We start from the raw sequence: 26,079 nt of genomic DNA, 5'->3' as shown, positions 1-26,079 counted from the left end.
TATACGACCTATAGGTCCTATAACAGGAGAAAACATGAAAGAACTGAAGCCCGCAATTCTCATGTTCATCGCCTTCACCGTCATCTGCGGCGGCATCTACCCGGCGGTGGTAACTGGTATTGCCTCGGTCGCCTTTCCGGACAAGGCGGGGGGAAGCTTTATCACGGATACGAGCGGCCGCGAGGTCGGCTCCATCCTGATCGGCCAGCCCTTCTCCGATTCGAAGTACTTCTGGCCCCGCCCTTCGGCCGCCACCGATTTTGCTTACAATCCGATGGGTTCCGGCGGTTCCAACGCCGGCCCCACCAATCCCGACTACCTGAAGACAGTGGAGGCGCGGGTTAAGGCGTTTAAGGATACGGGGGGTGCCGGCACTGTCCCTGCCGACCTGGTCCAGGCCTCGGCCAGTGGTCTCGATCCGCACATCTCGCCGGAAGCTGCCAATGTGCAGATTGCCCGGGTCGCTAAGGCACGGGGGATGGCCGATGATGCTCTGACCAAGCTCGTTGTCGCCCATACCGAAGGGCGTCAGCTCGGCTTCCTCGGCGAACCGCGGGTGAATGTGCTTGCGGTAAACCTGGTATTGGATAAACTGGCACCATGACTGACAACGGCGACGGAATCCGTCCCTCCCCCGAAGCCTTCCTGAAACTGGCCCAGGCGGAAGAGACTGCGGAGAACGGGCGGGGGAAGTTGAAAATCTTCCTCGGCTACGCCCCCGGTGTCGGCAAGACCTTTGCCATGCTGGAGGCGGCATGGCAGCGGAAGCTTGAGGGGTGCGACGTGGTGTCGGCGTACGTGGAATCCCATGGACGGTTCGAGACCGATACCATGCTCGCCGGGCTGGAGATCATTCCGAAGGTCCAGATCGAGTACATGGGAGTGACACTCCCGGAGATGGATATCGATGCCGTCTTGAACCGCAAGCCCCGGATCGCCCTGGTGGATGAGCTGGCCCACACCAACGCCCCCGGTTCCCGTCACGAAAAGCGCTGGCAGGATGTGGAGGAACTCCTGACTGCCGGCATCGACGTCTACACCACGGTCAACATCCAGCACTTCGAGAGCCTGAACGACATTGTTGCCCAGATCACCGGCGTCAAGGTGCGGGAGACGGTCCCCGACCGCCTCCTGGACGAGGCTGCCGAGATCAGGCTTGTCGATCTCCCTCCGGACGACCTTCTCCAGCGCCTCCACGAGGGGAAGGTCTATATCCCGGAACAGGCGGCCCTGGCAATGAAGAAGTTCTTCCAGCCGGGGAACCTGATCGCGCTTCGCGAGCTGTCGATGCGCAAGGCAGCCGCCCGGGTTGACGAAGAGATGCGGATCTACATGGAGACCCGTGCCATCGTCGGCCCATGGCCTGCGGCGGAACGCCTTCTCGTCTGTGTCAGCGGCAGCCCGTTCAGTGAGCAGCTGATCCGTTCGACCCGCCGGTTGGCGGACGAAATGAAGGCCCACTGGCATACGGTCTATGTCGAAACTCCCGGCGACGGCAGGCATCTCCAGGAAAACCGCGAACGGGTCTGGCGTGATCTCCGTCTGGCGGAAACCCTTGGCGCCCATGTCGCTACCCTGACCGCGACCGATGTGGCCCGCACCGTCATGGAATACGCGATCAAACACAATATTACCAAGATCGTCGTGGGCAAACCGACCAAGCCCCGCTGGCAGGAATTTCTGCGGACTCCGCTCGTTGACCAGATCATACGCCTGAGCGGGACGATCGATGTCTATGTCGTCAGCCTGCTGGGTGAAGAAAAGAAGAAGCCGGAGCCGGTTCCGGCCAGTCCGCGAAAAGAGACCGCGTGGCAGGACTACGGGAAAAGCCTGGCCCTGGTCATTGCTGCGACAGGGGTGTGCGAGCTGGTCCGACCGTTCCTCGCACCGACCAATCTCGTCATGATCTACCTCCTTGCGGTGGTGTTGACGGCCACCCGGCTGGGGCTGAAACCCGCGGTCCTGAGTGCGTTTCTCAGCGTACTCGCCTTCGATTTCTTCATGGTCCCCCCCCGCTTTACCTTTGCCGTTTCCGATACACAGTACTTTCTCACCTTTTTCGCCCTGTTCACCGTCGGCGTCGTCATCAGCACGCTCGTTTCCCAGTCCCGGCAACGGGCCGAAACCATCAGGGGCCGGGAGGCGCAGACCGCAAGCCTCTATTACCTGAGCCGCGATCTGGCTGCCGCCGCCGACGTGCAGGGGATATTGGCGGCGATCGTCAGGAATATCGGAGAAAGCCTCGATGCCAGGCTGGTTGTGCTACTGGCGGAAGGGGAGCGGCTGGAGACCAAGGCGGCCAGCGAAGGAGTCCATCTTGCGGCAAAAGAGCTTGCCGTGGCCGACTGGACCTTTCGGAACCGGCAGCCGGCAGGGCGCGGCACTGATACCCTCATCTCTGCCGATCTGCTTTATCTGCCGCTCCAGACGGCCACTGACGTGCTCGGCGTACTGGGGGTAAAGCTCAAGGATGAAGGAGAGTATGCCTCCCCGGAAACCCGCCGGCTCCTCAATGCCTTCGCCTCCCAGGCGACACTGGCCATCGAACGGGTGCAACTGGCGAAGCAGGCCGAGCAAGCCCAGGTTCTTCAGGCACGGGAAGGGCTCGAGCGCGCCCTGCTCAACTCCATCTCCCACGACCTGCGTACCCCCCTGGTCTCCATCACCGGCGCGTTGGATACGTTGCGGGAAAAGGTGCATACACTTGCCGACAAAGCCCGCATGGAGCTCCTGGATATGGCGTGGGAGGAGGCGGAGCGGCTGAACCGGTTCGTCGGCAATCTCCTTGACATGACCCGCCTGGAGGCGGGGGGGATCAATCTGAAAAAGGAGACGCTGGATGTCCAGGATCTGGTAGGATGTGCCCTGGCGGCACTTGAGCGCCGGCTCGGAACGCGCAAGGTCGATGTCCGCCTTCCGTCCGACCTCCCCCCCGTCAGGATGGACATGGCGCTCATGGCCCAGGTCCTGGTGAACCTGCTCGACAACGTCTTGAAATATTCCCCCCCCGGGAGCGACATCGAGATTGCGGCCAGAACGGAGGGGCGTCAGCTCAGGCTGGAGGTCGCCGACCATGGGCCGGGCGTACCCGAAGCGGACCTCCGGAGGGTCTTCGACAAGTTCTACCGGATCCCGGTCCCCGAGGGGGCGGGAGGGACCGGCCTCGGGCTCTCCATCTGCAAGGGGATCGTCGAGGCCCACGGCGGGAAGATTCTGGCGGAGAATCGTAGTGGCGGTGGGCTGCGGGTGATCATCACCCTGCCGTTGAAATGATCGGGAAGGGAAGGGGCGCATGCCGAACGAAAAACCAAACGCCAACCTGCCGCGCATACTCGTGGTTGATGACGAGGTGGCAATCCAGCGGTTTCTGCGGACCGCCCTCGATACCGGCGAGTTTTCCCTGCATCAGGCGGAAAACGGCCACGCAGCGCTGGCGGCCGCCGTAGCGTTGAAACCGGATGCCATTCTGCTCGATCTGGGACTGCCGGACATGGATGGGGTGGAGGTGATCAGGCGCATCCGGGAATGGTCGCAGGTTCCGATTATTGTTCTCTCGGTGCGGGAGAGGGAGGACGACAAGGTGCAGGCGCTCGATACCGGCGCGGACGACTACCTGACCAAGCCGTTCGGCATTGCGGAACTCCTGGCGAGGATCAGGGTGGTGCTGCGCCGGTCGGTGCAGCAGGCACCCGAACCGGTCTACACAATCGACGATCTGGAAGTCGATCTCACCAGACGCCGGGTCGTGGTCCGTGGTGACGAGGTACAGCTCACCCCGACCGAGTATGACCTGTTGCGTCTGCTGGTGACCCATGCGGGGAAGGTTCTTACCCATGGCCAGATACTCCGGCAGATATGGGGGGTTGCCTATATGGAGCAGCCCCACGTGCTCAGGGTCAACATCAGCAACCTGCGGCACAAGATCGAGGCGGATGCCTCACGTCCCCGGTATATCCTGACGGAGCCGGGAGTGGGGTATCGGCTGCGGGCTGACTTTTAGCCTTTGCCCTCTTCCGGTTGCTCGTTTTCGGTGGACGGTCGCAATCCCCGTACGTCATTGGATCGCTCCCAGAGGCTCATTCATCCTTGATTTTTAAGGGTTAAAGTGCTATAAGGTGATGCGTTTTTTTTTGTTATCCGAAAAATTTTCACTAATACTGAAAAAGGAGTGTGCAATGGCAGATTTCGACAAGGCCCTGGCGGTAGGACGCCCCGCCAACATCCAGCGGCTCTTCCCCAATTCCAAGGCCCTCATCGTCAGCGGCAAGGTGATCGACCGGGCCATGCTCGCCAAGGGGAACGCCCTGGCGCTGGCCGCCAACGGCCGCAACTACTTCGTCATCCGGGGCGTGCTGAAGGCCGCCCAGCGTGCGAACGCGGCGGTGATCATCGAGATCGCAAAATCGGAGGGGGGGCAGAAGTCCTACTGCGCCGTCAACTACTGGAACATGGCCCGCATCGTCGATGCCCTCTGCAACGAACTGGGAATCACCGTCCCGGTGGCGATCCACGCCGATCACTACGGCATCAAGAACGACAAGGACCTGGCCGCCGCCAAGGTGGAAGTGCCGACCATGTTCGAGGCGGGGATCACCTCCATTGCCATCGACGCCTCCCATCTCCCCGACGACGAGAACCTGCTGGCCAACCTGGCCATCAATCCCTTCATCCCCGCTTGGGCCGGACTGGAGACCGAGGTGGGCGAGATCAAGGGAAACCAGGGACTCTCCACCGTGGAGGAGGCAAAATTCCTCATCCAGGGGCTGAACGCCAACGGCATCTTCCCCGACTGGATCGCCCTCAACAACGGCACCACCCACGGTCTCGAGGCCTCCGACGCCGGTATCCAGGTGGGGCTCACCGCCGACATCCACAAGGCCCTCGCCCCTTACAAGGTGAGCGGCGCCCAGCACGGCACCTCCGGCAACAGCTCGGAGCGGCTGCGGGAAATTGCCACCAAGACCAGGACCACCAAGGCGAACGTCGCCACCGCCCTGCAGATGATCTCCTGGGGGCTGGAGGTGAACGATTACGGCAACGCCCAGCTGGACGCCAGCGGCAACTTTATCAAGGTGAAGGGTGAAGGGGTGACCGAGGAGCTGTGGGCCGAGATGGTCGCCCACGCCGAGTCCAAGGGGTGGAAGAAGGGGGATTACAAGAACCTGAACCTTCCCTTCGAGAACAAGCTGCTGGCGCAGCCTGAGGCGATCCGGGAGCGGATGGCGAAGCGGGTGGAGGATTTCGCCTACAAGATGATCACCGAGGTGTTCAACTCGAAAGACACCGCCCCCCTGGCCGTGGAGGCGATACTGAAGGCCAGTTCTGCCGATGTGGGGCCCAAGGGGAGCCAGATCGAGGATCCGGCCCACTGGACCGAAAGCCAGATCAGGGAGCGGGCCAAGAGCCTGGCGGGAGACAAGGGACCGGCGGGGAACTTCGACGACTAGTTGACGCGGAAAACAATTCGAAAAGAAACAGAATGGGGGGCTCTTGCAGCCCCCCATTTTTGCGTGTATTCGTGAGAGGAGGGCGTCCCGCTCCGCTCAGAGTCCCCTCGTGCCGCTGCTGTACGGCTCATTTCGCGCCGGTCGTTGGCCGGCTTTGCTCAATTTTGCCTACATCAGCTGGCACTCGGGCACATTCGCTCCACGGGGCACCCTCCCCTCACGGGTTCGGGGATATCGGGAAGAGGGAGCGTTGACAGGGTTTCGGGAGTGGAGGGAAGAAACCGAGCGGCAGCGGACACCAGCCAGAAGTATCATTGTATGGACTTCGCGAATAGCTGAACCATATCCGGATTGTACTGTCGCCGGTCAAGGTCCGCAGCGAGGGGGCAACCGCAACGGACGAAACTCTACCAACGCTCCCCCAACCTCAACTAGTATTCCCTGTTGACGTATCAGACCACTCCGGCTAAAGTGATAGTCCCTCTATTGCGCAGTTAACGCCCTGTCACAGGCTGGTGCCCATGAACGATTCCCCACAACCTGCCGGACCGTCCCGGCGCTCTTTCATCTATGCCGGCATCGTCGTCGGCGTCATCGTCAGCATCTGGTATGTTCTTTTCAAGAACCGTGCTGTGGTAGTCCCTGATCCCGTCTGGACCCAGTTCGTCAACGTATCGCTCATCATGTTCGCCGCTATCTTCCAGTTCAGCCTTCTCCACAAGCTGGTGACCTGGGTGGCACGGCTCATGAAGGGGAAGAAGGGGGACTGAAGTCATGGAACCCGCCGCCCTGAGCAGCCTGCGCGACTGGTTCTCCCGCTACTGCCGGACCTTTTACGTCGACGATGCGGACGCCCAACGCAACATCCTTCTCAAGGAGGAGCATACCCACCGGGTCTGCGCCAACATGGAACTGCTGGTGGAGAGCCTCGGTCTTGACGAGGGGGGCCGGCGGCTGGCCATGGCGGTCGCCCTGTTCCACGACGTGGGGCGGTTCGAGCAGTATCGCCGGTACGGCACCTTCAGTGATGCGGCGTCGGTGAACCATGCCGCACTCGGGGCACGGGTCCTCACTGAAGAGCGTGTGCTGGACACTCTTCCCACGGCGGACCAGTCCCTCATCATCCGCGCCGTTGCCCTCCACAACGCCTTTGTCCTCCCCACCGACCTGGACGGGACCACCGACCTCCATCTACGCCTTATCCGGGATGCGGACAAGCTGGATATCTGGCGGGTATTCCTCGACTACTACCGGGCTCCCGAAAATGAACGGGCGTCGGCCGTTTCCCTCGGCTTTGCCGACCGCCCCGAATGCTCGGCTCCGGTGCTGGACTCCCTGCGGGAAGGGAAGATGGTGAACCTCTCCCAGCTCGCCACCCTCAATGACTTCAAGCTCCTCCAGCTCTCGTGGGTCCACGACCTGAACTTCCCCGCGTCCTTCCGGCTGGCCTGGGAACAGGGGTACCTGGCGGGGATCGCCGCTACCCTCCCCCCGATCCCGGAGGTGCGTGAAGCGGCTGAAGCGGTGCTGACGGAACTGGAGCGGAGGGGAACCCTGTAGTAACCCTCAGGTTGACAGGGGAGAAAACAGTAATTAATTTGCAGTAAATCCCGGAAATAATGCTAAACTGCCCCCGATGAATGAAACCCCACAAACCATGGAGAACTTTGAACAATGAAAAGAAAAACAGGACAACTCTTTGCAATGGCAATCGCAGTACTGTTTCTCAGTTTGAGCGTTCTGGAGATGGAGGCGTCGGCCCGGGCCGGTGGCGGACGGTCCTTCGGCAGCCGCGGTTCCCGCAGCTATTCACGTCCCGCCACCCCTTACAGCCAGCCGTCTCCGTCCCGGCAGGTTGCACCCCAGCAGCAACCCACCACACCTCCACCCTTCCAGCAGCCCCAGCCTGCGGGGGGCGGATTCCTGCGGAGCATGGCAGGAGGCCTTGTCGGCGGCATGCTCGGCGGCATGCTGTTCCGCAGCCTCGGTTTCGGCGGTGGCGCCGGCATGGGGGGTAGCGGCATCGGCCTGTTCGAGATCCTGCTCCTGGCGGGGATCGGCTATTTTATTTTCAGGATGGTGAAGAGGAGACGTGAAGCGGTCGAGGCAGGCCCCTCCTATTACAACCAGACCTCCTACGGGCAAGGTGGGTACCAGCAGGCGACTCAGGCGGCACCCCAGAGCCATGAGCCCGACCCGAACGACGTGGCTGCGGGGCTTGCCCACATCCGCCAGATGGACTCATCCTTCGACGAGAACCGCTTCAACGACAACGTCATGGACATCTTCTTCAAGATCCAGGGGGCCTGGATGAACCGTGACCTGGCGCCGGTCACAAACCTCCTTACCGACGAGATGCGCCGGATTTTCCAGGAAGATGTCGACAAGCTCCTGGCCAGCAAGAAGGTGAACCGTCTGGAGAACATCGCCGTCCGGAGCGTGGAGGTGGTGGAGGCGTGGCAGGAGTCGGGACAGGACTTCATCACCGCCCTCATTTATGCCAACCTCCTTGACTACACAACCGACGACACCACCGGCCAGGTGGTGGCGGGGAGCAAGACCGACCCGGTGAAGTTCGAGGAGTACTGGACCTTTACAAGGCCGGTGGGGAACAATCCGTGGAAGCTGTCGGGGATCGATCAGAAGTAGACACGGCTAAATTTGTAGCCGGTGGATGAAACTGCTGTTACCAAATTCAATGGTTGATCTAACCCCCTGACATTTGTCAGGGGGTTTTTCTTTTTTCGCTAATTTGCAATCAGTTACGAGAATTTAAATGATTAGTTTATGCAAAATATCCTTGATTGTTCAGGCAGTATTTTCTATTTTACAAAACGTTAATATTTATTTGTGCTGCTAAACGGAGGGATTTATGTGGAGGCCTGTTCTCCTGATTTCTGCCCTTTTGTTTGTTGCTGCTTGCGGTGAACGTCAAGATCAGAGTCAACTTCAAGTAGTGAACCACTCGCCAGCAGTTGAAGCAACAGCAACTCCAGACGCAACGGTGTCTATGGCATTCAGTGAACCCATAAACTCCGCCACAGTTGACTCAAGTAGTTTCACTCTATCAAATCAGGGTGGTGCAGTAAGTGGAACCTTACAGATAAACGGCAGCAACATAACCTTCACCCCCAATAAACCCCTATCCCTTTTCTGCAAATATACGGCTACTGTTTCACCGACTGTGTACGGCGTATACGGACACATGTTGGCCCAGTCATACCAGTGGAGTTTCACCACGCGTGACGGACTCTGGGATATGCTTGCCCCACCTCCTCAAGGTTCTGAATCGGATTCAAGCAGGGCTGCAATAGACGATAACGGAAGGGTAATGCTGGCGTGGTCGACAACGGCAGGAACTTATGCTTCGTTCCTCGTCAACGGTGCATGGGCGGAACCCGTTCTGCTGGGGGAAGGCGGCCACCTCGACAGCGTTGTATCTGCTAATGATAATTATACAGTTTTTTGGCAGGTCAGAAACGGCAATATAATCCAGATGTATTGTGCTCGTTTTGTTGACGGAGCATGGCAGGCTTCTAAGGTATTCGCGACGGTTGATGCTACGGCCATCTACATCATTCCGACAATGTTTTCTGATAACTCGTTGTTAGCCATTTACTGGTATAACGGCGGAGTTGATGGGGCTCAAGCGTATTCTCGGAGATTTATCCCCAGTCAAGGATGGCAGGCACGGGTAGCGCTGACAGAGCAAAATGCGTGGTATGTGGGGGGCTTTCACCGTTCCGGCAAGGCTGTTATTGCTTGGGTAAGCGGAGGCAATGTTCCGAACACGGGCTATGTGCAAAGCTATGATGTGAATTCGGGTTGGTCAGCACCGGTCGCTATCGGGCAGTACACATACCTGACCGCGCACTCCGCCGCAGTGAATTCTAGAGGTCAGGGCATGGTCGCTTATGCAACTGCAAACGACATAAGAATTGCCAGCACCACGCCCGGTACAGGCTGGACACAGTTAACTCCTCTCTACCAGAGGCAGGCTCTTACATTATACTCAGGTTCGCAGCTAGTGATGGACAATTTTGGTAACGCGATGCTTTGTATCTCAGAGTTTTCGGCATCGTTCCATCGGTATTTGGCCATTCGCTACGACAGCAGCAATGGGTGGCAGCAGCCAGTCGATATCAGTGGTGGCAGAGTCCCTGACCCTTTACTACCTAATGATCTAAAGGTTGATGAGTCTGGCAACTACCTTCTGGTATGGTATGGGTACGACGTCCTTCCGGGCGGCATTGAGCATGTGTACAGCAGCAGGTATCAAAAAGGAGTTGGGTGGAATGCCCCGACTTACCTCGGCCGACAGGATGTAGATGCCGCGTTTCCAACAATGTCCATGAATCCACGAGGTGAAGCGGTGGCGGTGTGGCCGAATTTTTATCAGCAGGCTGTGGGCCTCGGCGTGGGGCTATTTCACTAGAGCCTTTGCAAAATAGCCTTGATTGTTCAAGCAGTATTTTCTATTTTACAAAACATTAATATTTATTTGTGCTGCTAAACGGAGGGATTTATGTGGAAGCTTGTTCTCCTGATTTCTGCCCTTTTGTTTGTTGCTGCTTGCGGTGAACGTCAAGATCAGAGTCAACTTCAAGTAGTGAACCACTCGCCAGCAGTTGAAGCAACAGCAACTCCAGACGCAACGGTGTCTATGGCATTCAGTGAACCCATAAACTCCGCAACAGTTGACTCAAGTAGTTTCAGGTTATCAAATCAGGGTGGTGCAGTAAGTGGAACCTTACAGATAAACGGCAGCAACATAACCTTCACCCCCAATAAACCCCTATCCCTTTTCTGTAAATATACGGCTACTGTTTCACCTACCGTTTACGGTGTATACGGACACATGTTGGCCCAGTCATACCAGTGGAGTTTCACCACGCGTGACGGACTCTGGGATATGTTTGAACCTCCTCGAGGTTCGGAATCTAACACAAGCCAAGCTGCAATAGATGATAACGGAAGGGTGATGCTGGCGTGGTCGACAACGGCAGGAACTTATGCTTCGTTCCTCGTCAACGGCGCATGGGCAGCACCCGTTCTGCTGGGGGAGGGGGGGTATCTGTACAGCGTTGTAGCCGCCAATGACAGTTATGCTGTTTTTTGGCAGGTCAATAACGGCAACACAATCAAGATGTATTGTGCCCGTTTTGTAGACGGCGCGTGGCAGCCTGCTGAGACATTCGCGACGATGGATGCCGTATCGTTCAATGCCATCTCTACGATTTTTTCTGATAACTCGCTGTTCGTCATTTACATGTTTAACGGCGGTGCCGACGGGGCTCAAGCGTATTCCCGGAGATTTATCCCGAATAGGGGATGGCAGCCACCTGTGGCGCTTGCAGAGCAAAATGCATGGTTTGTGGGGGGCTTTCACCGTTCCGGCAAGGCCGTTATTGCGTGGGCAAACCGGGGCAATGCTCTGAACACGGGCTACGCCCAAAGCTATGATGTGAATTCGGGCTGGTCAGCACCGGTTGCAATCGGAGAGTACGCATATCTCACTGCCCATTCTGCAGCGGTGAATTCCAGTGGCAAAAGCATGGTCGCTTTCTCAACGATGAACGATATAAGAATTGCCAGCACCACGCCCGGCGCCGGCTGGACCCCGTTGGTCCCTGTCTACCAGAAGCAGGCTGGGGACCTCTATGCCTTCTATACAATTCCGCAGATCGCGATGGACGATCTTGGTAACGCGATGCTTGTTACCTCAGAGACTTCGGCATCGTCCCACCGGCATTTAGCCATTCGCTATGACAGCAACAATGGATGGCAGCAACCGGTCGATATCAGCGGGGGTAGACGCACTGACCTTCTACTACACAACAGTCTACAGGTTGATGAGTCTGGCAACTACCTTCTTGTTTGGTATGGGTACGACACTTCGGGCGGTAGCGAACACATATACAGCAGCAGGTATCAAAACGGGATTGGATGGAGTTCTCCCACTTACCTGTGTCGACAGGATGTTGACGCTGCGTTTGCAAAGGTGTCTATGAATTCACGGGGCGAAGCGGTTGCCGTGTGGTTGTATTTTTACCCGTCGGTGATGGGGCTCGGTGTGGGGCTGTTTCACTAGTGAATATCTGCTAGTTATCCCAGCGTATGTTGTGAATCTTTTCCTGACCATTGGTCTAAAACCCCAGCCTCACCGCTGGGGTTTTATTCTTTCATGCAGCAGATTTTGTCTCGGTTCAGTGGTGGGAGCTGACCCGTAGCATGCCGGCGATGGCGCCGCTGGCGAAGGCGACGCACCAGAGGGTGTAGATGGTGAGGCTGACCCGGTGGAAGGTGCGGTTGACCCGGTCGGCCCGCTTGAGGAGGGTGGCGGCCAGGGCCAGAAGGAAGTGGAAACCCATGCCGGCGAGGGAGAGGATACCGGACAGGTTGTGGTATTCGGGGGCAGGGCCGGTGGCGGCGGCATAGAGGCTCATCTGGTGTGTCCCCAGGTAGTCCCAGAGGAGGCCGATGCCGAAGACGAGCAGGTGCTTGAGATGGAGCCCCTCCTTCCGGCCGCTGAAGACGGCATAAGTGTAGAAGATGAGCGCCAGATTCATGTAGATGACACCGGTCATGAGCATGATTATTCTTCCCGGTCCCTGATCCCCGGTCCCTGATCCCCGTTTTCCAGCTGTCCCGTCTGGCGCAGGGCTTCATAGAGGACGATCCCCGCTGCCGTGGAGAGGTTGAGGCTCCGGACCGGTCCTGACATGGGTATTCGGACGCTCGTTTCCGGATTGGCATCGATGAGTGAGTCGGGGAGCCCCTTGGTCTCCTTGCCGAAGACGAGGAAATCACCCGCGTCATACCGGATGGCCACGTGGGTCCGGACCGCTTTCTTGCTGGTGTAGATGAAGCGTGCCGAGGGGTAGGCGGCCTGGAGGGCAGGGAGGTCGGGCCAGTAGTGGATTTCCACCGCAGACCAGTAGTCCAGGCCGGCCCTTTTCAGCTGTCGGTCGTCGGTGGAGAAGCCGAGCTTTCCCACCAGGTGCAGCACGGTGCCGGTGGCGCTGCAGAGACGGGCGATATTGCCGGTGTTGGGAGGTATCTCCGGTTCCACGAGGACGATGTGAAAGGGGGTGCAAGGTTCCATGGGGACTCGATTTTTAGTCTGCAGTTAACTCACTCTCAGCCCTCATCCTATCCTTCTCCCAGAGGGAGAAGGTATTCTGTTCACCCTCTCCCTCTGGGAGAAGGTGGCCGAAGGCCGGGTGAGGGGCTGGACAGGTGGGGCAAAGAATTCAAAATTGTATACCACGAATCGGGGCGGCCGGTCTTGCAATTTTTTGCCGGCGGGGCTATTATGCTCCTTTATTTCCGGACGACGGTGTGCCGCAAGGTTTCGTGGCGCACATTCCCCAAATCTCTTATCCCATAAGGAGCGGCAATGAAGGTTATCGTTACCGACGAGGTGGCCCAGGAAGGGCTCGAACTGCTGAAACAGGACCCCCGGGTCGAGATGGAGGTCCGGCTCGGACTGAAGAAGGAAGAGCTGCTCAACGTCATCGGCGACTACGACGTCATCATCACCCGGAGCGGCACCACGGTGGACAAGGATGTCCTGGATGCGGGGAAGAAGTTGAAGATGGTGGCCCGGGCCGGAGTCGGCATCGACAACGTGGATGTCGATTACGCAAGCTCCCGCGGGGTGATCGTGGTGAACGCCCCCTTCGGCAACACCAACAGCGCTGCCGAGCATGCCATGGCGCTCCTCCTCGCCTTCTGCCGCAACATCACCAAGGCCAACGCCAGCCTGAAGAGCGGCGAATGGAAGCGCGCACCCTTTACCGGCGTCGAGCTCAAGGGGAAGACCGCCGGCGTCATCGGCCTCGGCAAGGTGGGTGGCCGCGTCGCCACGCGCCTCAAGGCGTTCGAGTGCGACGTGCTCGCCTGCGACCCCTACATCGCCGTGAAGCGTGCCCATGACCTGGGGGTCAAGCTCGTTTCCCACGACGAGATCTACAAGAACTGCGACATCATCACCCTCCACACCCCCCTGAACGACGAGACCCGGGACATGATCGGCGAGCGGGAGCTGGCCATGATGAAGCACGGCGTCATCCTCGTCAATGCTGCCCGCGGCGGTATCATCAACGAGGCGGCCCTGCTGGAGGGACTGAAGAGCGGCAAGGTCTTCGGCGCAGCGGTGGACGTCTGGAGCGAGGAGCCGCCGAAGACGGAGATACTCAAGGAGCTGATTGCCCAGGAAAAACTGGTGGTCACCCCGCACCTGGGTGCCAACACCGTCGAGGCCCAGATCAACGTGGCGGTTGACGTCTCCAAGGAGATCCTCAACTACCTGGACGAAATGCCGCTGGAGAACGCGGTCAACATCCCCCGCTTCGACATGGCCCTCATGGACCAGATGCGGCCGTTCCTGAACCTGATGAGCGTCATGTGCGACCTGGGAATCCAGCTGGTGGACTGCAACCTGGAGAAGGTCACCTTCGGCTACGCCGGCAACATCGCCCACTACGACTGCACCCCCCTTTCGGTCTGCGGCCTGACGGCGCTCCTCAACCGGCGGGTGGACCAGGACGTGAACATGGTCAATGCCACCCTCATCGCCGAGCAGATGGGGATCGTCATCGAAGAGACCAAATCGACCCAGACCGACGCCTTCTCCAACCTGATCACCCTGGTGATCGAAGGGGGAGGGAAGCGCAAGCTCATCTCCGGCACCCTGTTCGAGGGGGAGCCGCGCATCGTCCGGCTGCGAGACTACGCCATGGACTTCGCCCCGGCGGAGCACATGCTGCTCCTGCACTACGAGGACCGTCCCGGCATGATCGGCCGGATCGGCACCATCATGGGGCAGCACGACATCAACATAGCCGCCATGAACCTGGGGCGGCGGGAGAAAAAGGGGGAGGCGATGGTCATCCTCTCCCTCGACTCGCCGGTTCCCCAGAATGTGGTGGACGAACTCCGCAAGGCGACCGACGCCTCGTTTGTCAAGGCGCTCCACATGCCGACCGCCAAGTGCAACCGGGGCTGCGGCTGCGGCATATAGGTTTTTAAAGAGCCGTAATAGCAAAAGCCCCTCCCGCGCGGGAGGGGCTCCATGGATACTGAAAGACCCCGCCTTTGTTCAGGCGGGGTCTTTTGGTTTTAGGGGGAGAACTTACTTCACTCGGTTCCCTGGCCAGCGATTTTCTGCAACTCAGACGACAGCCTGTTCATTTTCCGGAGTTTCCCCTCTGCTTCGCGCTGCCTGCGGTCGGCCTGCTCGGCGGTTTCCCCTTCCCGCGGGGTCGTCAACTCGCGATACTGACCCTGCAGCCGGGGTAACTCTCTCTCCAGCGCTGCCCGCCGTTCGCCGGGAGCGACGGGTTGCGGAGTAGCGTCGAAGTTGGTGACAGGGCTTGCCGCCGCGGAAGGCGTCCCGCTTTCACGGTCGGGTGCGGGGACGGTCCGGGGAGGAGCATTCCCTTCCCGGGAGGGTGCCGGTTTTGCCTCGGGAGTTCCGGTCGATTCGACATAATAGTGGTCCGGATATTCGACGATTACCGTTTCCGCGGCGGCCGTGGCTGCCGAGAGAACGACGGCACAGAGGATCGCGATATTCATTGGTGCACCCGTCAGTTATATGAAACCATGTCAACTGCCCTGTGTTCCCCCATCTGCACCGTCACGGGTTGGGGATACCCCGTCCCTATGATCGGGGCGGCGCAATACCCGGAGCAGCCGGGCCTGGTGTCCCAGCTGGAAAACGTGCTGAGATAATAGGTGCCGGGATCTCTCAGGACAATCGTGTATCTGCCGTTGGCATCGGTGGGCTGCAGGGCCAGGAACTTGACCGGGCCACATTGGTTGGGGCCGTAATCAAACCCCCCTTCGGTGCAGGGTACCGTATGTGCCCTGACATAACGGCCTGCCAGGGGTGTTCCCGTTGAATTCCTGATGGTGCCGGTAATGGTAATGGTCGAACCGTACGGAGTGGCGTATGTGGTGCCGAGATCCAGGGTTCTGCCGGCTGTGATCGTGATTGGTGCCGTCTGGAACCAGGTGAGGTCCCCCGCTTCCGGTGGTCCGTAAGGCCTCGCGGTCCCCCCGACGACTTTCCGCTGCAGGATGCGGAGGTAATATTTACCCGCCGGGACATCAACCGTAGCGCTGCCGTCACGAAGACCGGAGGGTCTCAGGATGTAGTCCGCCTTGGAGAGGAATTTTTCCATGGGGGGGGATTTCGTCGCATCACGGAGATAGGCATAGCCATAGGGCAGGTTCGTTTCAACCCCGGTGGCGGGGTCCTTGTATTTGAAGGCATATTTCAGCGTGCCATTAGCGGCTTCCGCCAGTCCGGCGGCGAACATGGTCAGGAGCACGCATAGCGATAGAGCAGCCCATGGTTTCGTTTTCATCATTGTCCCCCCGTTACGCGATTATTCCGGCCTCGTTGCAGGTAAGCGCCATCCCCTTCGTCCCTTAGCTGTCCGGAGTACGTGCCGCACCCCCGGCAGCCCCTCTCCAGCGACACGTGTCAGGGGTATACCCCGACGGTCATATCCACCGTCCTGACATCCCGTATCTTCACCGTTACGGGATTCGCCGCTGCGGCGGTGTACTCGCACCGGTTGCCGGTATAGGGGGAGTAGTCGGCGCTGATGCAGGGAGAGGTATACAGGTAATAGGTGCCGGGTTCTTTTATCTGCAGCGTGTACGTGCCGTTGGCATCGGTGGGTTGCAGTGCCAGGAGCTTGACCGGACCACACTGGTTGATATCGTAATTATAGCCGTCGTCCCTGCACGGTTCGGTTTGTGCCCGCACGTACCGGCCCGCCAGGGGCGCGCCGGCCTGCGACTTGACGGTGCCGGTAATGGTGATGGGTGCGGCGGCAAACGGATACGCATAGAGCGTTCCGAGGTCCAGCGTGCTGCCGGCAGTGATCGTGATGGGGGCCGTCTGCATCCAGGTGAAATCACCCATCTCCGGCGGCCCGTACGGCTTTATGGCCCCTTTTCTCTGGGTGATGCGGATGTACCACGTCCCCGCGGGGACATTCGGGTCCGCATACGTGCCGTTGCCGAAAGAAACCATATTGACGTAATCCGCCTTGGTGAAAAATTTTTCCATGGGGGGCGGTTTGGTTGCGTCGTGAAGATAGAGATACCCACGGGTAAGATTCGTTTCAACCCCGGTGGTGGGATCCTTGTATTTCAAGGTGTATTTCAGCGTGCCGTTGGCAGCTTCTGCCAGGCCGACGGAAAGCATGAGTACCATCACCCATGACGAAACGAGCGTGGCCCATTGTTGTATCTTCATCAGGAATGCCCCCTCGTACGTGCGAGCCCTGCATGTCCCGTCGTACGTACGCAGTCTAGAATTGTTCCTTATGTCCGGTTGCCGGAAAAGCAAAAAAGTGCGCGACGGCAGGTGTATCCTGCGCTGATGGAGGCACCGGGGACGGGCGATACCTGCGCCTGTACCCGGTGCCACGCATGGCGCGGGTGCATCTCAACAGGGGTGGACGGTGGCACTGCCGACAACCTTTGGGGCAACGTATTTGGCTTTTTTCATCGGTTTCTCTCCTTTCTCTCCCCAGGGAGTGGTACTCAAGCGATGCTCGATGCATCCGGTCTGGTAGAATTACAGCGTGCTCGTTATCTGAATGTATACAATTTGTGATTTTAAGAATTAATGACCTCTTGTCAAATGTTATTTTGCCCTTTTTCGTGAATTTCTGCTTAAAAAACAGCTAGTTAATTGCAGGGCATTATTTCATGTTCCTGTAATGAATTGACCGCCTCCTGAAAATATTTTGCCGTAACTCTCGCGAAAGAAATGACACGCTCTTGACAATGGACTTCGTCCCGTTCATGTTCAATACATTACCGGAAGGAGGAGGGGATTCCATGGACTACCAGACAGGAACTCCGGGGCGCATCATCGTGGCCCGGTTCAATCACGGCGAGGACGTCCTGGCCGGACTCGTAGAGATCGCCCGCCGGGAGAATCTCCAGGCTGCTGCCTTTCACCTCGTGGGGGCACTTCAGGGAGGACGCTTCGTGGTGGGGCCGGAAACGGAGGAGATGCCGCCGGTCCCGGTCTGGCGCCAGCTGGCCGGGAGCCACGAGGCGGTCGGTTTCGGGACCATCTTCCGGGAGGGGGACCGGCCGAAGGTCCATTTCCACGGTTCCTTCGGCAAGGGTGATGCGGTGCGGGTCGGCTGCCTGCGGGAGGCTTCGGAGGTGTTCCTGGTCCTGGAAGCGGTGATCACCGAGATCAGAGGGGTAACGGCCGTCCGGGAACTCGACCCCGCGTCGGGGATGGTGCTGCTGAAGTTGTGATGACTGGGTCACTGAGTATACGGGAATACACACTATCGAAGGAGGGTGTTCTATGGGTGCTGCAACGGAACCACTGCTGATCGCCAGGGGGGAGCGGGAGATCGGTCTCCTGCCGCGGATGGCCAACCGTCATGGGCTTGTCGCCGGCGCAACCGGCACCGGGAAGACGGTTTCGCTGCGGGTGCTGGCCGAGCGGTTCAGCGCCATCGGGGTGCCGGTCTTCATGGCCGATGTGAAGGGGGATTTGTCGGGGATGGCCCTGCCGGGGGAGGAGAACCCTAAGGTGGCCGAGCGGGTGGCGAAGATGGGACTGGAGGGGTTTTCCTACGGAGGGTTTCCCGTGGTCTTCTGGGACGTCTTCGGCGAGCAGGGTCACCCGGTCCGCACCACGGTCTCCGAGATGGGGCCGCTGCTCCTGTCCCGGCTCCTGAATCTCAATGATGTCCAGAGCGGGGTCCTCACGCTCATCTTCAAGGTGGCCGACGACAACGGGCTCCTCCTCCTGGACTTCAAGGACCTCCAGGCCATGGTCCGCCACGTGGGGGACAACGCCGCCGACTTCCAGACCTCCTACGGCAATATCTCGGCCGCCAGCATCGGCGCCATCCAGCGCAGCCTCCTGGCCCTGGGTGAGCAGGGAGCGGACCGGTTTTTCGGCGAACCGGCCCTCAACATCCAGGACCTTATCCAGACCGATTCCGACGGCCGGGGGGTGGTCAATATCCTCGCCGCCGACAAACTGATGCAGTCCCCCAAGCTCTACGCGACCTTCCTCCTCTGGATGCTCTCGGAACTCTTCGAACAGCTCCCGGAGGTGGGGGACCCGGAGAAGCCGAGCCTCGTCTTTTTCTTCGACGAGGCCCACCTTCTCTTCGACGACGCCCCCAAGGCGCTGGTGGAGAAGATCGAGCAGGTGGTGCGGCTCATCCGCTCCAAGGGGGTGGGGGTCTACTTCGTCACCCAGAACCCCGTCGACCTCCCCTACACGGTGCTGGGACAGCTCGGCAACCGCGTCCAGCATGCGCTGCGGGCCTTCACCCCCAAGGACCAGAAGGGGGTGCGGGCCGCCGCCGATACCTTCCGCTCCAACCCCGATCTCGACGTGGCGACGGTCATCACCCAGCTTGAGGTGGGAGAGGCACTGGTGTCGGTCCTCGACGAAAAGGGTGCGCCCACCGTGGTGGAGCGGGCCCTGGTCTGTCCCCCCCAGAGCCGCTTCGCCCCCCTGTCGGGCACCGAGCGGACGGCGGTCGTTGCCCGTTCGCCCCTGGCAGGTTTTTACGAGAAGGTGGTGGATCGCGAATCGGCCTATGAAGCACTCCAGGCCAGGGCGGCGGCAGCTGCCGCTGAGGCGCCCGCACCGGAGCAGGCCGGCAAGAGCCAGGCGGCCGGCCAGGTGGGAAATCTCCTGGGGGCCTTTGCCAAGAGCGCGGCCCATGCCATAGGGAGCCAGGTGGGACGGCAGATCATCCGCGGGGTCCTCGGTTCCATCTTCGGCGGGGGGCGGCGGTAAACGGTTCACCGTTGCCGAAAACAGCAAAGCCCCCATAACCCCCCTCAATCCCCCCTTATCTAAGGGGGGAAGCGAGCGGAGCGAAGCAGGGGGGTTACAGATTTTGCAGGTTTTTTTCTTTTTGCAAGAGGCTTGGTTGCAAGGAATCGGCAGTCGCTCACTTACTTGTACGTGACAATCATTCCGCGCATGGATTCCCTGATGCGCTGGACCTCCTCCGTAAGCTCGTTGCGCGTTATCAGCCCCTTGCGCTCAAGGATGTTGACCAGGGCGGCAATCTCACAACTCGTGCTGATGACCGCTTCTTCCAGGGCGACCGCCTGATCGTCAGTCAGTTTTTCAGACATAATGGCTCGATCCTCCTTTTGAAGGTCATTTGTTGCCATGCAATGGTAACGCGTGACTGAAGAACAACGTCAGGTGTTCAGGTAGCTCTTCAGGGCCTCCCTTTCTCAAAGACCACCGTCACCTTTTCATTCAAATCAAACGCTACCCCCGGGATGTTCTTCGCGAGTTCCTTTGCCTCTTCGAGCGAACCGCCCTTCATCTGGCTCAACTTCTCCAGTTCATCCGGTGTTGCATTGCCAAGCTTGCCGAGGTCGAAATCGACGATAGTCAGGCGATTCCCGTCGCGATGGGTGGCGTTGGTGCTGAGGATGGTGCCGTTCACCTCAACGGCAAGGGCAAACTTCATTCCCATGAACATCTCCAGCAATTCCTTTGTCTTTTCCTCGGTCATTTGGGGTGGAACGTCGGCAGGGGAGGCCGGTTTCCCGTCCGGCACGGCAGGAGCCACCCTGGATGGTTCCGTCTTGGGCTGCAGGATGGTCAGGGTTGACGCGGGGCCCTTTTTGAAGCGGAAACTCAGGGGGAGGGCCTTTGATTCGGTGCCGCCGGCCGGGGCGCTTTGCTGGTTGAGTTTGAGCGTGTTGATGTCGCTGAATGCGTAGGTTGCCCAATAGCCCGTGTAGTCCGGAGTTACCGCTTTTTCCCCCCCGCGGTAGGTGACACCCTTCCCCATGGAGCGGGCATGTTCCTTGAGCTGGTCCGGTTGGAACATATCGAAGGGTTTCCCCTTGCCACCCTTGTCTTCGAAGCTCCGCACGAGCTCCTCGATCTGGGCGACGATCTTATTGCTCAAGAGCACCCGTTCCTCCACCGTACCGCTCCCGTCGGGATTGACGCGAACCACCGTCGTAACCTGAAAACAGCCGGCCAGAAGAAACATCATACAACCGGTAACGAGCAGGCGCAGCAGTTTCATGGAGAAACTCCTTACTCATTGTATTGAATCGGTTACGAACATTCCTGTCTAGTGCAATGAAATCCGCTCTCTCCTGAAGGGCTCAAACAGGACACGTCCAATTCCGGGCTCTCTTACGCCATCGTAGATAGTTACTGATGGGTCCTCTCCTCCCCACCAGTTGTCTGGAGCTTTCACATCCTCGTCATTGAAATCGCCGATTTTAATGTTGTAAGAGCTATTTCGGAAGTTGCTTCCGGTTATGTTCAGTCCGCTTCCTTTTTCCCGGACAAAAATACCGATTTCGTTATCCGTGAAATCAGATTCCGATATCTGCGCTATTCCCTTAAACGACCTTATACCGATCCCGTTGCCGGTAAATGTGCACTTGCTGATGGTGAGGGGCCCACCGCGAAACCTGATCCCCCCTTCGCCGTTTCTGAACGTGCAGGCTGTGAGGTTCAGCCGAGTATCATGACTTTGAATGCCCCACGTGGCATTCTCGATGATGCAATGCTCCATAGTACTGTCACTGGCACTTTCAAGCCTGATTTCATCCCAACTCCCTCGAGAGCCCGTTTTGGTCGAGGTGACGACAATCTCCTGTCCCTTCCGGCCAAATGCCCGGAGTGTTCCTCGTACAAGCAGTCCACTCCCCTTTGCAAAGTGTATCCTGCTTCCCGGCCGGATTTCGAGGGTTTTGCCCTTGGGAACGGTATAGGTTTTATTGACCTGGACGGTTCCTTGCCAGACGATACTTTTGCTCTTGCCGGATATGCCACCTGCTGCCTGTGCGGCCTCCGCCAGGATGAATACCAGAATCAAGAGGTTCCTCGGGCAAATAATCTCATGTAATTCGACTCCTAAGAGGGATAGATGAGACGGTTGTAATCCTCTCCGTGGAGGGTGTCAAGGAAGATTTTGCCCCCGCGTCCGCGCACAGCGGGCAATCGCGCAGAGGGGAGCCGCAACGGCTGGACGCGGCGGATTCAGGCAGGCAAAATATGGAAGGTATCTAACAATTGTTTTGTATTCTGATATAACTAGGGAGTGTTCGTCGTGACACGCGACGTAAGAGTGCGATGTGCTGGAAGAGTTGCGTCGAGATGGAGAATATATGAAAACAACGGTTCGACTGTTAAGTATCGTTTCGTTGATTCTGAGCACAACCGCGATCGCCGAAACGGAACCGATTGCCGGTCCGGCTGATGCACCTGCTCAAACCCTGCAGGAGCAGGTACATTGGCGGGCAAAGAGGGACACCGTCACGTCGTTCAAAGGGAAAAAAGTGCTCATCGGGATGACCGTCCGGCCTGACGCGCTGGAGATGATATTTACAGGAAGTGTCTCGTACGAGGTACGTACCGTCCTTTTACCACCGTCCCGGCTTGAAATCGATATCCATGGTGCTGCGAATGCGCTGGGAGCGGACATGATCGATATCAACAAGATAGGCATCGCCAAAGTCTTTTTTATGAATAATGACGACTTTCTCAGGGTTATGGTGTTTCCTGCGGAGGGGACGCCGCTTCCCTCCCGGGTCGAGGCGCTGAATAATTCCCGCGGGTTGCGGGTTCCCATGGCGGCCCTTCCGGCGGAGCCTTATTACGTGAGTGCCAGGGATAAACCGGTCGTCCCGGTCGCTTCGGCATTGCCGACTGACACAGGTACGCAGTCTGCTCCGGTTGCGAAGTCGACACCTTCCCGGCTCCCCGTAACTGCCGAAAATGCTGCCCCGGCAACCGCGCCACGGGCGAAATCGAACGAGCGCATTGTTCTGGTAGTCGGGGAAGCCATGAGCCGGAAAAAGCTCGACACTGTCGTGAGAAAAGTGATAGCCGCTGGCCTTAAGCCGGATGTTGCCGCAGCGACAAAGGAGGTGGAGGTCTTCCGTTTGCTCGTTGCCCGCTACGCCGATGCGAAGTCGGCCGAGCAAAGACGAGCCCAGGTCGCCCTCTACACCAAGGATGCATTCATAGTCAGGGATGGCGACTCTTATAGCGTAGTTGCATGCTCTCTCATGTCTGAGGAAAGCGCCAGGAGGGAGCAGAAGCGGCTTGCTACCAAAGGGCTGGAAGGGCTGCAGATCGTCAGAGTCATGGTCCCGCTGAAAGTCTGGCGGGTAACTGTCGGGCGTAATGCCGATCTGCGCCAAGCACTGAAATTACTCCAGACACTCGCAAAACGTGGCATAACGGTCAGTGGCTCAGAGCTGAGAAGTATGGAGACTGGAATCTGAATTCCCGGTTTCATGTTCTCCGTACGCCACCGTTACCATCCGTGACACAACAAAAAGGCCCCTTCAACCGAAGGAGCCTTTTTTGTTGCAGGATAGGGGAAAAGTCTTACGCCAGCCGCCGTCCGCCGCACGCCTTGAGCCGGGCATGGGCCTGGCGCAGGATGCGTTCGGTGGTTGCCCAGTCGATGCATTTGTCGGTGATGGAGACACCGTACTTCATCTGCTTCGGGTTTTCCGGCATCGGCTGGTTGCCCGCCTCCAGGTAGCTCTCGATCATGACGCCGGAGATGGAGCGGTTCCCCGCCGCGATCTGTTCGACGACGCTTTCCAGGACCTGGGGCTGCTTCTCGTGGTTCTTCTCCGAGTTGCCGTGGCTGCAGTCCACCATGATGGTGGGGAAGAGGCCGTTCTTCTCCAGCATCTCCTCGGTCTTCCTGATGTCTTCCGGCGCGTAGTTCGGCTTCTTGCCACCCCGCAGGACGATGTGCACGTCCGGGTTGCCGGTGGTCTGGACGATGGAGGAGAGCCCTTCGCGGTTGATGCCGAGGAAGTGATGGGGGTGGAGGGCGGCGATCATGGCGTCGATGGCGATCTGAAGGTTGCCGTCGGTGCCGTTCTTGAAACCGATGGGGAAAGAGAGGCCGCTGGCCAGTTCCCGGTGGGTCTGGGACTCGGTGGTGCGGGCGCCGATGGCTCCCCAGGAGAGGTGGTCGGCCAGGTACTCGGGGGTGATGGGGTCGAGCATTTCGGTGGCGACGGGGAGCTTGTGGGCGGTGATCCGGTTCAGGAGGCCGCGGGCGATGCCGAGCCCCTTGGAAATCTGGTGGCTGCCGTCCATGTCCGGGTCGTTGATGAGCCCCTTCCACCCCACCGTGGTGCGGGGCTTCTCGAAGTAGACCCGCATGATCAGCAGGAGCTGGTCGGACAGCTCGTTCGACAGCTCGGCGAGGCGGTGGGCGTATTCGTGGGCGCCGGCCGGGTCGTGGATGGAACAGGGTCCCACCACCACCATGAGGCGCGGGTCCTTTCCCTTCAGGATCTCTTTGATGCTGGTGCGGCTGGCGGCGACGAACTCGCTCGCCTCTTCGGAAAGGGGGAATACCTGCCGCAGGTCGGCCGGGGCGATGATGGGGGTGATGCTCTTGATTTTCAGGTTGTTGGTCTTGATCATGGCGTTCGGGGCTTCCTTGCCTACGTGGGATGAAGGATAAGCTGAGCCCCATATATACGCCGTTTGGCGGGTAAATGCAATAAAATTAACCTTTTGCGGCCAGCTCCGCCAGGGAAGCCGTGCCTGCTCCCGCTCGAGCCATCTCCTCCTCGGCCTTATCCGTGTCGCCCGGCTGGAGATTAACCCCCCGCGAGGCGTCCGCCAGGTAGACCATGGTGAACCCCCGGGCTATCCCTTCCAGCACCGATTCCTTGACGCAGTAGTCGGTGGCGAGCCCTCCCACGTAGACCGTCTTGACCCCGCGCTGCCGCAGGAGGTCGGGAAGGGGGGTGCCGTCCGGCCCGATGCCGTGGAGGGCGGAGTAGTCGTCCCTGGTCGGGTCCATCCCCTTCGAGATGATGACGGCATGGGGAGGGAGTTTGAGGTCCGGATGGAAGGCGGCTCCTGTACTCCCCTGTATGCAGTGGACCGGCCAGACGCCGCCGAAGGCCTGGAAGTGGGAGGTCGTGGCGGGGTGCCAGTCGCGGGTCGCGAAGACCGGGAGCCCCTGGGCCGTGAACAGCTCGATGTAGCGGTTCAGCACCGGCACCACCTTGTCCCCCTCGCTCACACCGAGGGCGCCTCCAGGGCAGAAGTCGTTCTGGATGTCGACGATGAGCAGGGCGGAATCTTTTTCCATGGGCACTCCTTTGAGGTTTACGGTTTATATCCCTGCTCAACCTCGTCCATGAGCCGGTTGCGCAGGTCGTTGAGCCCGCGGCTGATGGAGACCTTGTAGATGTGGGGGTTGACGTGGCGCAGGCACCCCTGGGGGAGGCGGCCGCGCTGGTCGGCGCAGCGGTCGGCCATGGCGTCCAGGTTCGGCGTGGCGCCGGTCCGTTTTCCTTCGGTCATCACCACCTGACGCAGTTCCACCAGCCGGGCATCGGCGGGGATCTGCTTCCGCTCCAGGGGGTTGGCCGGGTTGTAGACCAGCTCTCCCGGCTGCACCGTTTCGTCCTGAAGTGTCATGACGTCCATGAGGAACGCGCCGTCCGGGGCCACGGCCCGGAAAAGCCGCTTCCGGTCGGGGAGGGTGGCCTTGGCGACGTCGCTCGTCACCTTGAGCTTGGGTCGGTCGCCGATCCGGACCAGCTTGTACACCCCCCCCAGCGCTCCGCCTCCTTCCCCCATGCCGGTGGCGAGCCTGGTCCCGACGCCGTAGATGTCCACCTTCCCCCCTTCGGCGAGGATCGATTCAATGACGTACTCGTCGATCTCGTTGGAGGCGACGATCCTGGCCCGGGGAAAACCTGCCTCGTCGAACATCCGGCGGCTTTCCCTGCTGAGGTAGGCCAGGTCCCCGGAGTCGATCCGGACCCCGGCCAGTTCGTGCCCCCGCTCCCGCAACTCTTTTGCTACGGTGATGGCGTGGGGGATGCCGCTCTTCAGGGTGTCGTAGGTATCCACCAGGAGGATGCAGGAGTCGGGGAAGACCTCGGCGTATTTGCGGAAGGCGGTCAGCTCGTCGGGGAAGGCCATGATCCAGCTGTGGGCGTGGGTCCCCTTGACCGGGATGCCGAACCGGTGGCCGGCTTCCACGTTGCTCGTGCTCCGTGCCCCGCCGATGTACGCGGCCCGTGCCACGGACAAGCCGCCGTCCGGTCCGTGGGCGCGGCGCAGGCCGAACTCGATGACCGAGGCCTTTCCCGCCATCTGGCAGACCCGTGCCGCCTTGGTGGCGATGAGGGTCTGGAAGTTGATGATATTGAGAAGGGCCGTCTCCACGAACTGGGCCTCCGCCAGGGTCCCCTCCACGGTGACCAGCGGCTCCCGCCCGAAGACCACCGTCCCTTCCTGCATGGCGGTGATAGTCCCCCGGAAGCGGAACTCGCGGAGGAAATCGATGAAGAGGGGGCGGAAGAGGCCGAGGCTGGCCAGGTAGGCGAGCTCCTCCTCGGTGAAACGGAGGTTCTCCAGGTAGGCGAGAGCGGTGTCGAGGCCGGCAAAGACCGCATACCCCCCCTTGAACGGGTTGTGGCGAAAGAAGAGGTCGAAGACGGCAGGGGTGTCGTCCATCCCCTCGTCCAGGTAGCCGGCCAGCATGGTCAGTTCGTAGAGATCGGTGATGAGTGGCGAGTAGCGCATGAAATACTCCTTGGCTGGAATTGCAGGTGCCTCCAA

24 protein-coding genes are annotated in these 26,079 nt (G+C 59.5%); 13 read left to right on the top strand and 11 right to left on the bottom strand.

The genetic code is table 11. From position 1 onward, the window contains the following. Nucleotides 1-34 precede the first annotated feature (34 nt). The 9 genes from kdpC to KI810_RS10645 all read left to right on the top strand — a co-directional run bounded on the left by kdpC (nt 35) and on the right by KI810_RS10645 (nt 11,538). Nucleotides 35-604, top strand: coding sequence for a potassium-transporting ATPase subunit KdpC (kdpC, locus tag KI810_RS10685; RefSeq protein WP_214175533.1), 570 nt, complete (start codon nt 35-37; stop codon nt 602-604). Then, the gene (locus KI810_RS10680) at nt 601-3,273 is read left to right on the top strand and encodes a sensor histidine kinase (RefSeq protein WP_214175532.1); all 2,673 of its coding nucleotides are present in this window, start codon (nt 601-603) and stop codon (nt 3,271-3,273) included. Before kdpC ends, KI810_RS10680 begins: the two co-directional genes overlap by 4 nt. A 19-nt stretch (nt 3,274-3,292) precedes the next feature. Then, entirely contained in the window at nt 3,293-4,000 is a 708-nt protein-coding gene (locus tag KI810_RS10675; protein WP_214175531.1) for a response regulator, read from the top strand. A 175-nt stretch (nt 4,001-4,175) separates the two neighbouring features. Beyond that, nucleotides 4,176-5,447 (top strand): class II fructose-bisphosphate aldolase, encoded by a 1,272-nt coding sequence (locus KI810_RS10670; RefSeq protein ID WP_214175530.1) that lies wholly within the window; start codon nt 4,176-4,178, stop codon nt 5,445-5,447. Nucleotides 5,448-5,968: 521 nt separating this feature from the next. Continuing rightward, nucleotides 5,969-6,217 (top strand): hypothetical protein, encoded by a 249-nt coding sequence (locus KI810_RS10665; protein WP_214175529.1) that lies wholly within the window; start codon nt 5,969-5,971, stop codon nt 6,215-6,217. Between the two features lie 4 nt (nt 6,218-6,221). Beyond that, complete coding sequence (locus KI810_RS10660) at nt 6,222-7,007, top strand: HD domain-containing protein (protein ID WP_214175528.1); 786 nt, start codon at nt 6,222-6,224, stop codon at nt 7,005-7,007. A 114-nt stretch (nt 7,008-7,121) separates the two neighbouring features. Next, nucleotides 7,122-8,096 (top strand): Tim44 domain-containing protein, encoded by a 975-nt coding sequence (locus tag KI810_RS10655; RefSeq protein WP_214175527.1) that lies wholly within the window; start codon nt 7,122-7,124, stop codon nt 8,094-8,096. Between the two features lie 223 nt (nt 8,097-8,319). Next, nucleotides 8,320-9,882: an Ig-like domain-containing domain gene (locus tag KI810_RS10650; RefSeq protein WP_214175526.1), complete on the top strand. Its 1,563-nt coding sequence runs from the start codon at nt 8,320-8,322 to the stop codon at nt 9,880-9,882. 90 nt (nt 9,883-9,972) lie between these two features. Next, a complete protein-coding gene (locus KI810_RS10645; protein WP_214175525.1) occupies nt 9,973-11,538 on the top strand; it encodes an Ig-like domain-containing domain in 1,566 nt (521 codons plus the stop codon). Nucleotides 11,539-11,653: 115 nt separating this feature from the next. Here KI810_RS10645 and KI810_RS10640 read toward each other — a convergent pair whose 3' ends face one another. Together KI810_RS10640 and KI810_RS10635 are read right to left on the bottom strand one after the other, a co-directional pair. Next, complete coding sequence (locus KI810_RS10640) at nt 11,654-12,040, bottom strand: HsmA family protein (protein WP_214175524.1); 387 nt, start codon at nt 12,038-12,040, stop codon at nt 11,654-11,656. 2 nt (nt 12,041-12,042) lie between these two features. Next, nucleotides 12,043-12,552, bottom strand: a complete 510-nt coding sequence (locus tag KI810_RS10635; RefSeq protein WP_214175523.1) for a tRNA (cytidine(34)-2'-O)-methyltransferase — start codon at nt 12,550-12,552, stop codon at nt 12,043-12,045. Nucleotides 12,553-12,846: 294 nt separating this feature from the next. Here KI810_RS10635 and serA point away from each other — a divergent pair, with 294 nt between their 5' ends. After that, the gene (gene serA, locus KI810_RS10630; protein ID WP_214175522.1) at nt 12,847-14,472 is read left to right on the top strand and encodes a phosphoglycerate dehydrogenase; all 1,626 of its coding nucleotides are present in this window, start codon (nt 12,847-12,849) and stop codon (nt 14,470-14,472) included. 116 nt (nt 14,473-14,588) lie between these two features. Here the strand turns inward: serA and KI810_RS10625 are convergent, their stop codons facing one another. The 3 genes from KI810_RS10625 to KI810_RS10615 form a co-directional block, all read right to left on the bottom strand. Continuing rightward, entirely contained in the window at nt 14,589-15,029 is a 441-nt protein-coding gene (locus KI810_RS10625) for a hypothetical protein (RefSeq protein ID WP_214175521.1), read from the bottom strand. An 11-nt stretch (nt 15,030-15,040) separates the two neighbouring features. Next, nucleotides 15,041-15,826 (bottom strand): carboxypeptidase-like regulatory domain-containing protein, encoded by a 786-nt coding sequence (locus KI810_RS10620; protein WP_214175520.1) that lies wholly within the window; start codon nt 15,824-15,826, stop codon nt 15,041-15,043. A 116-nt stretch (nt 15,827-15,942) separates the two neighbouring features. Further along, complete coding sequence (locus tag KI810_RS10615) at nt 15,943-16,725, bottom strand: carboxypeptidase-like regulatory domain-containing protein (protein WP_214175519.1); 783 nt, start codon at nt 16,723-16,725, stop codon at nt 15,943-15,945. A 590-nt stretch (nt 16,726-17,315) separates the two neighbouring features. Between KI810_RS10615 and KI810_RS10610 the strand changes: the two genes are divergently transcribed. Both KI810_RS10610 and KI810_RS10605 read left to right on the top strand, forming a co-directional pair. Further along, complete coding sequence (locus tag KI810_RS10610) at nt 17,316-17,750, top strand: PPC domain-containing DNA-binding protein (protein ID WP_214175518.1); 435 nt, start codon at nt 17,316-17,318, stop codon at nt 17,748-17,750. A gap of 52 nt (nt 17,751-17,802) precedes the next feature. After that, a complete protein-coding gene (locus KI810_RS10605; protein WP_214175517.1) occupies nt 17,803-19,263 on the top strand; it encodes a helicase HerA-like domain-containing protein in 1,461 nt (486 codons plus the stop codon). A 161-nt stretch (nt 19,264-19,424) separates the two neighbouring features. On the opposite strand, the gene KI810_RS10600 is transcribed toward KI810_RS10605, so the two are convergent. From KI810_RS10600 to KI810_RS10590, 3 genes are all read right to left on the bottom strand, one after another. Continuing rightward, nucleotides 19,425-19,610, bottom strand: a complete 186-nt coding sequence (locus KI810_RS10600; RefSeq protein WP_214175516.1) for a hypothetical protein — start codon at nt 19,608-19,610, stop codon at nt 19,425-19,427. A gap of 89 nt (nt 19,611-19,699) precedes the next feature. Then, entirely contained in the window at nt 19,700-20,527 is an 828-nt protein-coding gene (locus KI810_RS10595) for a hypothetical protein (RefSeq protein ID WP_214175515.1), read from the bottom strand. Between the two features lie 48 nt (nt 20,528-20,575). After that, nucleotides 20,576-21,331 (bottom strand): right-handed parallel beta-helix repeat-containing protein, encoded by a 756-nt coding sequence (locus tag KI810_RS10590; RefSeq protein ID WP_214175514.1) that lies wholly within the window; start codon nt 21,329-21,331, stop codon nt 20,576-20,578. A gap of 292 nt (nt 21,332-21,623) precedes the next feature. Here KI810_RS10590 and KI810_RS10585 point away from each other — a divergent pair, with 292 nt between their 5' ends. Continuing rightward, on the top strand, nt 21,624-22,745 hold the full coding sequence (locus KI810_RS10585; RefSeq protein ID WP_214175513.1) for a hypothetical protein: 1,122 nt from the start codon (nt 21,624-21,626) through the stop codon (nt 22,743-22,745). Between the two features lie 106 nt (nt 22,746-22,851). Here KI810_RS10585 and KI810_RS10580 read toward each other — a convergent pair whose 3' ends face one another. From KI810_RS10580 to KI810_RS10570, 3 genes are all read right to left on the bottom strand, one after another. Then, nucleotides 22,852-23,916 (bottom strand): 3-deoxy-7-phosphoheptulonate synthase, encoded by a 1,065-nt coding sequence (locus KI810_RS10580; protein ID WP_214175512.1) that lies wholly within the window; start codon nt 23,914-23,916, stop codon nt 22,852-22,854. A gap of 85 nt (nt 23,917-24,001) precedes the next feature. After that, on the bottom strand, nt 24,002-24,595 hold the full coding sequence (pncA, locus tag KI810_RS10575) for a bifunctional nicotinamidase/pyrazinamidase (protein WP_214175511.1): 594 nt from the start codon (nt 24,593-24,595) through the stop codon (nt 24,002-24,004). A gap of 17 nt (nt 24,596-24,612) precedes the next feature. Further along, nucleotides 24,613-26,043 (bottom strand): nicotinate phosphoribosyltransferase, encoded by a 1,431-nt coding sequence (locus tag KI810_RS10570; protein ID WP_214175510.1) that lies wholly within the window; start codon nt 26,041-26,043, stop codon nt 24,613-24,615. Nucleotides 26,044-26,079: the final 36 nt, after the last annotated feature.

It is taken from the genome of Geomobilimonas luticola (assembly GCF_018476905.1).
Lineage (GTDB): Bacteria > Desulfobacterota > Desulfuromonadia > Geobacterales > Geobacteraceae > Geomobilimonas > Geomobilimonas luticola.
The sequence above is the reverse complement of the archived record's forward strand: the minus strand, read 5'-3'. Positions and strand labels throughout refer to the sequence as shown.